Genomic DNA, 11,522 nt, shown 5'->3' with positions numbered 1-11,522 from the left:
CGCACAGTTCGAGAGACTGGCCGCATAATCTGAAAATGCCTCTCCACTTTTCCGAAGCAAGTCCAGTCTTCAATCCGGAAGATGTATGGGTTTTCCTCCGGATTGCGCCACCGGAATTGCGCTTTGGGGCTTGAGATAAGCCGGTGTAGTGCTTTTCCGACAGGGTCACCGCGTTCATTCCGACCAAATACGAACCAGGTTTTTGCCTTGCCCGGTTCTGGGGCCCTGAACCATTTCCGCATCAAGGGTTTGATGCGGGATCGGTACTTGTGCCCCAGCCAATGCGCCATTTTCCAGAACACGACATGGTCGATGCGCCGGAATACGTACGCCGTGAAGTCGGTGAACTTGTAGAACGCCGCCCATCCCGCCAACTGGCGGTTCAGGCTGGCGATCATATCGACCGTGCTGACACTATGATTGCCGGACAGGGTTTCGGTAAGTCTGCGAACAAACCCCTTGGCCTTTTCCTTGGGTATCGTCGTGACGACGGACATGCGTCCGTATGCTCCTCGCTTGCGAATGATCCGGTGCCCCAGAAAGACGAAGCCGTCATTGACGTGTGTGACATGGGTCTTTTCCATGTTCAGCGTCAACTTCAGTTCGCCCTCCAGAAACGCCCGGCATTCCTCACGGATTTCCTCTGCCTGAGCCTTGGTGCCTTTTACGATCACGACAAAGTCGTCAGCGTATCGGCAGTAGGCAACGGCCGGTTTCCATTGCCGGTTCTCTCGAACCGCGATGGGGCGACCTTGCTTGATGCCGAAGTTCCATGCCCAGCGATCCTTGCGGGCCTTCTTGTTCAGGTATTTCGCCTCCAGCCACATATCAAAACCGTGGAGCATGATGTTGGACAGGAGCGGTGACAGAACGCCACCTTGCGGGACACCCTCGCTTGAGGCCGTGAACAGGCCACGGTCGATGTGGCCTGCTTTCAGGAATCGCCAGAGAAGATCGACGAACCGTCCGTCCTGCACCCGACGCCGCACGCATTTCAGAAGCAGCCGGTGATGGACCGTGTCGAAGTAGCTTGCCAGATCACCTTCGATGACCCAGCGGCCCCTCGTCGTGTCGGCACCATCCTGTAGCTGTATCCTCACGGTGCGGACGGCATGATGCACGCTGCGTTCAGGCCGGAAGCCGTAGGATAGGCGATGGAAATCGCTTTCCCAGATCGGCTCCATGGCCATCAGCATGGCGCGTTGAACAATGCGGTCCGTCAGTGTCGGAATACCCAGTGGTCGTAGCTTGCCGTTCGATTTCGGGATATAGATGCGCTTGACCGGCTGGGGGCGATAACTCTCCTCCAGCAGGCTTGCACGCAGGTCGTCCAGATGCTGATCCAGTTTGACCTGCAGTCGTTGCTTATCCATTCCGTCGATACCCGGCGTTCGTGCGCCGCTTGACGCAAGAACCATCCGAGCGGCCTCGGCAAGCCATTCCCGATTGGCAATCAGCCGGAGAAGCCGCTCAAACCTTCGGTTTGGATCGCTCCCAGCCCATGTCGCGAGCTTGTGCTGCATTTCGCTGATTATCAAAGGTCTTCACCTCATTTGGTCAGGTAATTTGCACTCCAAGCAGATTGAACTGTTCCCCTTCGCCATGTGGCAGGCTTTCCCTGCCGCGGACTACTACGGGAACTCCGCCAGCATGATGGACATCAGGGTCAACTCCCTTGCAACGCAGAACATCGTGGGCATTCCATCATGCCTTTCCTCGTTCATATGCTGGACATTCCACGCACTGGGGAGGTTGCCGGTCGCAGTCCTTGTCCCTTGCGTCCCGCAAGTCGATGCCGCTGCCATGGTCTGGCTGTGTTCTCCCCATGGCTCCCTGCAGGCGACCTACATGTCCGCCCACATTCGGATGCCGCCAACATACGTCTCCGGCGACCTCATCAGCATTCCGCCTGTTAAGCCGTGTAAGCGAAGGCGACATTTCAGCCCTCGGATGCGGATTAACCGGTTCGTGTTCCTCAACCTTCCAGTGCTACAGCCTCGGGAACCATCTTGGCGTAACGGCTTCGCCTCAATTCCCTTTACCTGCGGGCTACGTCACCCTGCCAGTTGACGACAGGTCACCGCCGCTTGGGCTCTTGCCCCCCTCACAGCAGGGAGCAGGGCATTCCTCAAATCCTCCTTTCTCAATGCATTCCAGTCATATGCACCCCGGACCATCCGGGACGAGGCGCACTGTAGAAGATATCCGGTTGCCGAACCCGCTGGACGTGAAGCTGTTCGACAAGATGTGTTTCCTAAATAATGGGCTCATTCAGTTCCAGGCTGCGCATTGACCGATGCCAATGGTCGCGGGCCGGATCAATGCCCGCGACCGGTGCCCCAATTATTTCTGGTTCTCGACCGCCTGCAATATCCGGTACCCGGCCTTCACCCGATCCGCATTGGGATAGGCCTTGTTCGCGAGGATGACGACGCCGATGCGCTTTGCCGGAACAAAGGCGGCATACGCGCCGAAGCCGTTGGTGGAGCCGGTCTTGTTAATGAAAAGATCCTTCGACGCGGCCTGCAGCGGGTTGAGGCGTTCCGCCTTGTTGGCCTTAAGCGCCATGTCGCTGGAATTGCCGCCGAGAAGCCGGTCGAGCGTGACGGGGTAGGGGTAGAGCTCCCAGCCGAGCCCCTGCGTCATCGGGCCGATCTTGAAATAGCCGGTATGGGCGGCGGCGATTGCCTTCTGCAAGGCGGGGTCGAGTTTCGAAGGATCGATATTGGCATCGACGAATTTGATGAGGTCGGACGAGGTCGTCTTCACGCCGTAAATGGAGGAATCGAATACGCCCGGGTTGACGCGGATCGGCTTGCCGGCTTTCGAATAGCCATAGGCATAATCGTCCATGCGGGCTTCGGGAACCTTCGTATAGGTATGGGTGAGGGCGAGCGGGGCGAGGACGTTCTTTTGCAAGAGGCTGTCATAAGCGCCACCCAGGCTGCGCGCCGTCAGGTCGCCGAAGAGGCCGATGCTCGGGTTCGAATATTGACGGTGGGTGCCAGGCGCATAGGCTGGCTTCCAGTTCTTGTAATAGGCTTCCATCTTCGCGTCGGTGGTCACGCCGTCCGGAAACTGCAATGGCAGGCCGCCCGCCGTATAGGTGGCGAGCTCGAGCAGGCTGATCTTGTCGAAGCTTGTGCCCTTCAGCGCCGGCCAATATTGGCTCGCCTTGTCGGAGAGGGAAATCTTTCCTTCCGCCTCCGCATAGCCGCCGAGCGTGGCGTTGAAAGTCTTGCTGATCGAGCCGATCTCGAAGATCGTGTTTTCCGTCACCTTCCGGCCATCCTCCTTCGAGGCAAGGCCGTAATTGAAGAAATAGTGCTTGCCGCCCACGGTCACCGCCACGGCCATGCCCGGCACATCGTTCTTTTCCATCACCGGCTTTATCGCTTCGTCTACGGCCTGGCGAAGTGCGCTGTCATTATCGGCGGCATGGGCATATGCGCCTGTCAACATGGATACGGCGGCGAAGAAGCCGAAGATCATAGGGCGGAAGTTTTTCATGCGGAATTGTCCTCTCAGGGATGGCCGAACGGCGGCAACTCATATGCCATGAGAATAATTCAGGCTTCTCAATGGCGGATAAGTTTCTTCCAGAGGATAATTTGGATATGGCGGCCCGGCCGTCACAGGATGCCGGGCGCTACCTTGTCCCCCTTTTGTTAAGTCTAAGCTGGCTATTCGCCAAAAGGCTCCATCGGCCCCTTCGCCGGTTTCGTGAACCATTCCGGGCCGGAGGTGGTCATGTAGATGTGGTCCTCCAGCCGGATGCCGAATTGGCCGGGCACTACGATCATCGGTTCGTTGGAGAAGCACATCCCCTCGGCGAGCGGCGTCTTGTTGCCGCGGACGATATAGGGTTCCTCATGGATTTCGAGGCCAAGGCCATGTCCGGCGCGGTGCGGCAGGCCGGGGAGCTTATAATCGGGGCCGAGGCCATGGCGGACCAGTACCGCCCGCGCCGCATCGTCCAGCGCCTCACAGGGCACGCCGATATCAGCTGCGTCGAAGACCGCCTGCTGCGCCTCGCGCTCGACCGCCCAGATGCGCGCGAATTCCGGCGTCGGCTGGTCCAGCACATAGGTGCGCGTCAGGTCGGAATGATAGCCGTCGACGCGGAAGCCGGTATCGACCAGCACCACATCGCCCGATTTGTAGACCTGATCGCCATCCGCGCCATGGGGGAGGGATGTCGCCTCGCCGAAGGAGACGATGCAGAAGGTGGACGCTCCGCCGCGTGCGCGGTGCTCGTCATCGATGAAGCGCACCACTTCCGAGGCGCGGACGCCCGGCTTGATCATGCCGTGGACAAGCTTGTGCACCTCCAGCGTCTCACCCATCGCATATTTGATGATCGCGATTTCGGCGGGGGATTTTTGCAGACGAAGCCGCCGGATGATCGGGCCGCCATCGGCAAGCCGCTCCGGCCCCAGCACGCGGGCAAGCGCATGGTAGACGAAGAGCGCCACGCCATCATCCACCGCGAGCCGCCCGTTTGGGCCCAGCAGCGATGCGACGAGCGCGGCGCTGTCTTCTTCCTCCTGCCAGACGTGGATTTCGCCCGGCAGATGCGGCAGCGTTTCGACGCGAGTGAGCTCAAAGCCCGGCACGATGTAATATAGCGCCGTCGGCGTCACCAAAGCTCCGAGCAGGCGCTCGCTTTGATGCCAGACGAGGCCGGTGAAATAGCGCAGGGATTCGGTGGGACCCAGCAATAACCCGCCCAGACCGGCAGCATCGATCATGGCTCGCAGGCGCGAAAGCCTATCGAGCCTTTCCTTATCGGTAATGCGGGGCGGGGTAACGGTCATCTGACCCTCCTGCGGAAGCGCTGGGCGCTGAATATGCCACAGGTGGATAGATAATTGTGGGCAGCTTGTCGACACGGACGTCGTCGGAACGGACAAATATCTCCCGCGCTGGGATGCGGCCATGCAGGCAGCATTGTTCCGTTGCTTATGAAGTCGTCTGGTTCTTCGTAAGGTTTTTTACCAGATTCTTGAGGTTATGCTCGATAACAGCAATCGCCACCGCCATGCTTTCCAAGGTATCGAGCGCTTCCTGCTCGAGGCGCAAACTATTCTGCTGCTCGGCATTCAAATTCTTCATTCTTATCGAAGCATTTGACGGACGCCCACGCCTGCGTTTAAGTCTATCTTCTCCGGACATAATTTCCCCCGAATCCCAAAATAAAACAATTTTAAGTAAACACAATTTAAAATATTTTACAAGGAGTAATATTGATCAATAGGAATATTGACGAGATAAAGAATTATATTTTAATAATGTCGTAATAATTCTTCCAGGCGCAAGCTTCCGTTATGAGCATCCTACTGGACGATTTTGTCCTTGATCGTGTTCATCTTCTTCAACCGCCAGATCGTGGCGGTATGACTGCAGGCGCCGTGAAAGGATTAAGACATCACGGATAGAGCGCGGAAGACAATTGCGAGGCTGCCTTTTCAACCTCGGACCGAATCCGGTCGAATTCATCGGAGCGCAGGCGGGATTCCGGCGCGGTGGGGTAGGTGCGTCGGCCAACGGAAGCCGGCATCTATCAACGCTCGAAATTGCATTAAGGCATTCGGGCCCGATCGGCGAAGTTGCCTTTACGGGGTATCTCCAATATTCAAGGGTCGGGAAAATCGCCGCGAACTTTAAAATCATACCAGCCTTATAACCATGTTTTTGAGGTGATTGTAAGGATAGTAAAATCGGACTAACCGGTGGGCGGTTTGTTCGCAGCGTAAGGACGTCCTGGACGGGATGCGCCTTATCGGCGCTGACTGCCAAGCTCACGGTCAAAAGACTGATAGCCTCCTGACCGGGCTTGAAGAGCGCTTCACCACCCGCGCGGCAAGCATTTATCGCTCTCAGTAAAGTTGGATGGGAATGTTCCGTTTTATTCACACGAGTGACCTGCATCTGGGCAAGCGCTTCGGGAATTTCGCCGGCGACCTGCCCAGTCGGCTGCGGGAGGCCCGGCATATGGTCATCGCACGGCTCGCGCAGCACGCGCGGGACGAGGGCGTGGCGGCCATATTGCTCGCGGGCGATACGTTCGATACCGAGACGCCGTCGCCCGCTATCCGCCGTCAGGCGCTGGCCGAGATGGCGCACCGCGCAAGCGTTCGCTGGGTGATCCTGCCGGGCAATCATGACTCCCTCCAGGCGGGGCAGCTTTGGGACGCGTTGCGGGCTGAGGTGCCCGAGAATGTCGTTCTCGCTACTGAGCCCCGGCCGATCCCTTTGGCGACGGATGCAGTGCTGCTGCCCGCGCCCTGCACGACGCGCCGTCCGGGCCGCGACCTGACCGAATGGATGGACGGCGAAGCAACGCCGGAGGGAACCATCCGCATCGGGCTCGCCCATGGCGCGATCCGGAGCTTTTCGGAGGATAGCATCGTCTCCGAGGTCATCGCCCCTGATCGGGCCATGCGGGCGGGGCTCGATTATCTCGCGCTCGGCGACTGGCATGGCGCGGTGGAAGTCAATCCGCGCACGCATTATTGCGGCACGCCGGAGCCGGACCGGTTCAAGCATGACCAGCCGGGCAGCGCTCTCCTGGTGACGATCCACGGACCGTCCTCGGTGCCGGAAGTCACGCCGCTGCCGACAGCAAGCTTTGCCTGGCGGACATTGGACCTGCATCTGCTTGACGACAGCGATCCCCGCGCGGCGCTGGAGGCGCTGTTGCCGGAGGCGAGGCAACGCAGGCAGACGCTTGCGCGCCTCGTCGCCACCGGGCGTTGCCGGTTGCCGCACCGCACAGCGCTTGCGGAAGCGGTCGAGAGCGCCGCACCGGACTTTGCATTTCTGGAACTGGATGACACGGAGCTAGCGACCGAATGCGAGGTGGAGGATCTCGACCTTATCGACCGCGGCGGCGCTCTGCGAGAGGCCGCCAATGCGCTGCTGGCCGAGGCCGGAGATGAGAGCCAGTCTACGCCCACGCGTGAAATCGCGCGCGCCGCGCTGGCCCGGCTTTATTCCTATGCGCAGAAAGTGACGTCATGAAAATCTCGGCGCTACGGCTCCACAATGTCAAGCGCTTCGCTGGGCGCGGCGTCGCCATCGAGGGGATCGGCGATGGCGTCAACGTGCTTTGCGCCGCAAATGAGTTCGGCAAGTCGACCAGCTTCGAGGCGTTGCACGCGCTGTTCTTCCAGCCGCATTCGAGCGTGTCCGGCGATGTCAGGAATCTCCGGCCCTATAGCGGCGGCAACCCGCTGGTCGAGGCCGATATCTCGACCGACAAGGGCCGCTTTCGGATCACCAAGCAATATTATGGCGGCAGGTCCGCACGGGTGACTGATCTGGGAACCGGGCGGCTGCTGGCCCAGGCGGACGAGGCGGAGAACTTTATCGCCGATTTGATCAAGGGAGGCACTCCCGTGCCCGCCGGCCTGTTGTGGGTGCGGCAAGGCGTGACGGGTATCGAGCCACGCAAAAAGTCGGAAGAGGACGGCGAAAGGGAGGTTCGCCGCAATCTGCTCGAATCGGTGCAGGGTGAGGTCGAGGCCGTCACCGGCGGACGCCGCATGGCCGAGATCATGGATGCCGCGCGCGGCGCTCTCGCCGAACTCGTCACCGACACCGGCAGACCCAGAACCGGCGGGCGTTACGCGGCTGAAATCGGCGAGCGCGACAGGCTGGCGGCGGAGGAGCAGAGGCTTTCGGGGGAAGTTGCCGCCCTGCGCGAGGCGCTGCAAAAACGCGCGGCTGCCAAGGCGCGGCTTGCCGAGCTTAGCCGTCCCGAGGATAGGGACGAGCGGCGAAAGGCGATCGAGGCAGCGCAGGCCGCCTTCGATGCCGCGCGGGCGCATAGCGAGAAGCTGAAGACGGCGGAAACCGAGCTGACGCTGGCGCGGGAACGCCGGGCGGCAGCTGAAAAGGAGCTTGGGGCTTTTCAGGCGGCGCTGGAAAAGGCAAAGGAACTGGATACCCAATGGCGGCAGGCCGTGGAGCGGCGAAGCGAGATTGAAAGCCGGCAACGGGACGCCATCCCTTCTATCGACAAGGCGCGCGCGGAGGACGAAGCCGCCGAGGCCAGGGCGCAGGAGACAGGCAAACTGGTTGCGCGTATGAATGCGGCATCGAAGGCGCGTGAGGCATGGGGAAAGCTTGCCGAGTTGAAAGACAGGCTCGGTCGGGCCGAGGCGATTCGCCAGGCGATCGAAGAGGGTGAAGCGCGGCTTGCATTGGAGAAAATTCCGCCAAATGCGCTCGATGAGCTGCAGGCCCTCGAAATCGAGATCGCGAAACTGCGCGCTGCTGAGGAGGCAGCGCGTCCTTCCGTTGCCATCCGCTATGAAGCCGGCGCCACCGCCGCCGTGACGATGAACGGCACGCCGCTCGATGATGGCGAGCATCGTGGGTTTGATGAACACGCCGAGCTTGCCGTTCCCGGCATAGGCACGATCACGCTGCATTCGAACCGCCCAGCCAGCACCGGCACGCGCCTGGAGAAGGCGGAAGCCGCGCGCCTGAAGCTGCTTGGCTGGATGGGCATTAAAACGCTCGCCGAGGGAAGGGAGCGGCAGGCTCGCGCCCAGCGTATGGAATCCGATTTGAAAGCGTTGCGCGGACAATTGTCCCTTCTGGCGCCGAAGGGGTTGGCCGAATTGCGTGAAGAGGTCGCGGCGCGCGAGGCCGCAGGCGCGGAGAGTCTGGAGCTCAAATGGGATCCGGCACAAATAGAGGCTGCTTATGCCGAGGCCGAAGAACAACGCAAGGCTGCACGGCTGGCACTGCGCGAACTCGAACCGATGCGCGAAAGCCTCAACAGCGCCTTCATCGCCGCCGAGGCAGCCCTGACATCGGTGAAGCTCGAGATGGAGAGGATCGGGGCGATGCTGGGCCCGGAAGCAGAGCGTGGCGAGCGCGAGCGGAGCCTGTCAGAGACGTTCAACGCTGCAGATCGGGCGCTGGCGACGGCGGAGGCGCATGCAGCGACATTGCGGGCCGCGGCGGTCGATCTTCAATCCGCCGAAGCGACATTGAAGCGCGCGCTCTCGGTTCATGAGGCGGCGGAGAAGGAAATCAATACGCTGCGCGAAACGATCGCCAGCCTGAGTGGCGAGATCGCGACGCGGTCGGACGAGGCGGTGGAAGAGAAATGGCGCGAAACCAGCGAGGCGCTCTCCGCCGCAAAATCGCGCGTGGAGATGTTCGAGAAGGAGGTTGCCGTCTTGCGGCGGCTCTCGTCGGCATTGGAGAGCGCCCGGGCGAAAGCGCGGGAACTCTATCTCAAGCCTGTCATGGCCGAACTGAGGCCGCTTCTCGGGCTGTTGTTCGACGATGTTTCCCTCACCTTCGACGAGAAGACGCTTCTGCCGCAAAAGATCGAGCGCAATGGCCAGGAGGAAGATGTCGACCGCCTGAGCGGTGGCATGCGCGAGCAATTGTCGGTGCTGACGCGGCTCGCCTTCGCCAAGCTGCTCGCCCGTGATGGCAGGCCGGCGCCGGTTATCCTCGATGATGCGCTCGTCTATTCCGATGACGACCGTATCGAGAAGATGTTCGACGCGCTCCACCGGCAATCCCGGGACCAGCAGATCATCGTCTTCTCCTGCCGCCAGCGTGCCTTCCAGAAGCTCGGCGGCAATATTCTGGAGATGACGGATTGGCAGCCGTAGAAAGTGCGGTGCATGTCAGACGGTGCCGCCAGAGACCTTGTAGGATTGCTGCTGCGTGTCGCCGCCGATCGTATCGAGCACGACATCGACGTCGGAAACGCCTTGCGTAAAATCGCTGGACCGGTAGTCAATCACATTGTCGGCTCCCACCTGACGAGCAAGCGCGACTCCTTCGCCCGACGCGGTCGCGAACACGCGGGCGTCGGCGTGCCGTGCGAACTGGATTGCGAAGCTCCCGACACCGCCGGCGCCCGCATGGATAAGGATGGATTGGTCTTTCGCCAGTTCGATGCTCTCGAACAGCGCCTGCCATGCCGTGCCGTCCGCCGTGGCGATACCGGCGGCATGCTCGAGCGGGATGGTCGCGGGCGCTTTGGCGATGTACGCGGACGGAACCACGGCATACTCAGCAAACGCGCCGCCGGCAGTCGGGTCGGTTCGCGCGACGACCTTGTCGCCGATCGCCCAACCCCGGGCATCCGGTCCGATCTCTTCGATTTCACCGGTGAGGTTAGTGCCGAGCGTATAGGGGAAGTGGAGCGGGAAGAACTGCTCCATATATCCAAGCTGAAGCTTCACATTGAGGGGGGAGCGCCGCGGTACAACACGAACCAGAACTTCGCCGGCTGCCGGCACGGATTTCTGCACCTCCTCGAGCACGGGAGACGCATTGTAGCCGCTGATACGAATGGCTTTCATTACGCATTTTTCCTCCTGCTTACCCGCCTGCGGCCAAGCGCCAACCTGGAAGAACCAGCCCATGCAGTCCTCCAGATGCCAGGTGTGCGTCAGCCTTCCATGGTGGAATTCATGGATCGGCATCTCGAAGGATTTGCCCGTCGCAGCGACGCCGAACCATTCTGCCAGATGCGTGCCTGAGATCGATGCGCGTACGGCGACACGGCCGTCTGCTCCGATAATTTCGTGGATTGTGATTTTTGTGTCAGGGAAGGCAGCCCCGAAGCCCTTGATCAGGGGCGCACTGGCACGTTCGTGCGCGGCCCAACAGGATTACAGCCAACGCCGCGTGCGCTCGATCTGGCGGAGCCCATTACCCATGCCTTGGGTGAGATACAGCGAACGCTGGAGTTCTCCTAGGAATTCGATCCCTCCACGTCGACGGTATCGATGAACCTCGGCTTGTCGACATCCGGAATTTCACCAATCGTGACGATGCTATCGCCATGCTTGATAGCGGGGAGGCCGACATAACGATCGGCGTCCAGCCAACCCCGACCGGCCGAATCCTCAGCAGGCCTCTTTTCGACGAGCGCTTCGTCTGCATCCTGCGCAAGGACCACCCCGCAGCGGAATGCGAACTCGATCTCCAGAGCTTCCTTCGCCTGTCCCATCTTCTCGTTTTGCCAGAGAACGAACGATTTGGCGTGGTGGATGCCGCGTTGGCAAAACTGGGCCTGAAGCGTCGGCTGGTCCTGACCCTACCGCAGATGTATGCGGCGCCCGCTCTCATAGCCTTCTCCGACATGACCGCCACTGTCATGGCAGGCGTGGTGACGGCATCTGGCCATGCGGACAGGCTCGCGGTCTTGAAGCCGCCCCTTGAACTCCCGCGAGTGCAGTTCCTGATGTCATGGGCATCGTCGAAACGACACGCACCCGGCGCAACGCTGGTTCAGAAGCTGTATTGCGGATGCGGTTCCCGATATTTGGCCCGATAGCGGCGAGAAGCCAACTGTTGGTAGAAAGATATCGCGTCGAGAGGCCCCGCTGCAGGTAAGTTGCCTCATTCCACGGCAAGTGACCACATTTTACAAAAAAACATGTTTTTTGGTGTTGACAGTTTGGCGGTGCGGACCCTATATAGCGACACAACGACGGCGGCGGCGCCACTGGCGACTGATCGCTTCGCTCTGATGG

9 protein-coding genes and 1 pseudogene are annotated in these 11,522 nt (G+C 60.5%); 4 read left to right on the top strand and 6 right to left on the bottom strand.

Annotated elements, in window-relative coordinates:
* Window positions 1-1,523, bottom strand: a 1,523-nt coding sequence (gene ltrA, locus IEX53_RS23110) for a group II intron reverse transcriptase/maturase (protein WP_236016347.1), incomplete at its 3' end; no start/stop codon positions are given.
* A 671-nt stretch (window positions 1,524-2,194) separates the two neighbouring features.
* On the opposite strand from ltrA, the pseudogene IEX53_RS24110 reads away from it, so the two are divergent.
* Window positions 2,195-2,293, top strand: a pseudogene (locus tag IEX53_RS24110) (DNA helicase); the annotation flags it as partial.
* A gap of 50 nt (window positions 2,294-2,343) precedes the next feature.
* Here IEX53_RS24110 and ampC read toward each other — a convergent pair.
* From ampC to IEX53_RS24230, 4 genes are all read right to left on the bottom strand, one after another.
* Window positions 2,344-3,510: a class C beta-lactamase gene (ampC, locus tag IEX53_RS23105; RefSeq protein ID WP_188826528.1), complete on the bottom strand. Its 1,167-nt coding sequence runs from the start codon at window positions 3,508-3,510 to the stop codon at window positions 2,344-2,346.
* 173 nt (window positions 3,511-3,683) lie between these two features.
* The gene (locus IEX53_RS23100) at window positions 3,684-4,817 is read right to left on the bottom strand and encodes a M24 family metallopeptidase (RefSeq protein ID WP_188826527.1); all 1,134 of its coding nucleotides are present in this window, start codon (window positions 4,815-4,817) and stop codon (window positions 3,684-3,686) included.
* Window positions 4,818-4,962: 145 nt separating this feature from the next.
* Entirely contained in the window at window positions 4,963-5,115 is a 153-nt protein-coding gene (locus tag IEX53_RS23095) for a hypothetical protein (RefSeq protein WP_188826526.1), read from the bottom strand.
* Window positions 5,116-5,428: 313 nt separating this feature from the next.
* The gene (locus IEX53_RS24230; protein ID WP_268902611.1) at window positions 5,429-5,560 is read right to left on the bottom strand and encodes a hypothetical protein; all 132 of its coding nucleotides are present in this window, start codon (window positions 5,558-5,560) and stop codon (window positions 5,429-5,431) included.
* A 338-nt stretch (window positions 5,561-5,898) separates the two neighbouring features.
* Between IEX53_RS24230 and IEX53_RS23090 the strand changes: the two genes are divergently transcribed.
* Together IEX53_RS23090 and IEX53_RS23085 are read left to right on the top strand one after the other, a co-directional pair.
* Window positions 5,899-7,023: a metallophosphoesterase family protein gene (locus IEX53_RS23090; RefSeq protein WP_188826525.1), complete on the top strand. Its 1,125-nt coding sequence runs from the start codon at window positions 5,899-5,901 to the stop codon at window positions 7,021-7,023.
* Complete coding sequence (locus IEX53_RS23085) at window positions 7,020-9,644, top strand: AAA family ATPase (protein ID WP_188826524.1); 2,625 nt, start codon at window positions 7,020-7,022, stop codon at window positions 9,642-9,644. Before IEX53_RS23090 ends, IEX53_RS23085 begins: the two co-directional genes overlap by 4 nt.
* 15 nt (window positions 9,645-9,659) lie before the next feature.
* Here the strand turns inward: IEX53_RS23085 and IEX53_RS23080 are convergent, their stop codons facing one another.
* Window positions 9,660-10,616, bottom strand: coding sequence for an ester cyclase (locus IEX53_RS23080; RefSeq protein WP_373288716.1), 957 nt, complete (start codon window positions 10,614-10,616; stop codon window positions 9,660-9,662).
* A gap of 212 nt (window positions 10,617-10,828) precedes the next feature.
* Here IEX53_RS23080 and IEX53_RS24105 point away from each other — a divergent pair, with 212 nt between their 5' ends.
* The gene (locus IEX53_RS24105) at window positions 10,829-11,323 is read left to right on the top strand and encodes a LysR substrate-binding domain-containing protein (RefSeq protein WP_236016346.1); all 495 of its coding nucleotides are present in this window, start codon (window positions 10,829-10,831) and stop codon (window positions 11,321-11,323) included.
* The last annotated feature ends 199 nt before the right edge of the window (window positions 11,324-11,522 follow it).

Source organism: Paramesorhizobium endophyticum, from assembly GCF_014640615.1.
Taxonomy (GTDB): domain Bacteria; phylum Pseudomonadota; class Alphaproteobacteria; order Rhizobiales; family Rhizobiaceae; genus Paramesorhizobium; species Paramesorhizobium endophyticum.
The sequence above is the reverse complement of the archived record's forward strand: the minus strand, read 5'-3'. Positions and strand labels throughout refer to the sequence as shown.

What these genes read in the sequence shown, in the direction of transcription:
- ampC (WP_188826528.1), bottom strand. Translation starts at nt 3,510, where the DNA reads ATGAAAAACTTCCGCCCTATGATCTTCGGCTTCTTCGCCGCCGTATCC.
- IEX53_RS23090 (WP_188826525.1), top strand. Translation starts at nt 5,899, where the DNA reads ATGTTCCGTTTTATTCACACGAGTGACCTGCATCTGGGCAAGCGCTTC.
- IEX53_RS24230 (WP_268902611.1), bottom strand. Translation starts at nt 5,560, where the DNA reads ATGCCGGCTTCCGTTGGCCGACGCACCTACCCCACCGCGCCGGAATCC.
- IEX53_RS23085 (WP_188826524.1), top strand. Translation starts at nt 7,020, where the DNA reads ATGAAAATCTCGGCGCTACGGCTCCACAATGTCAAGCGCTTCGCTGGG.
- IEX53_RS23095 (WP_188826526.1), bottom strand. Translation starts at nt 5,115, where the DNA reads ATGAAGAATTTGAATGCCGAGCAGCAGAATAGTTTGCGCCTCGAGCAG.
- IEX53_RS23100 (WP_188826527.1), bottom strand. Translation starts at nt 4,817, where the DNA reads ATGACCGTTACCCCGCCCCGCATTACCGATAAGGAAAGGCTCGATAGG.
- IEX53_RS24105 (WP_236016346.1), top strand. Translation starts at nt 10,829, where the DNA reads ATGCTTGATAGCGGGGAGGCCGACATAACGATCGGCGTCCAGCCAACC.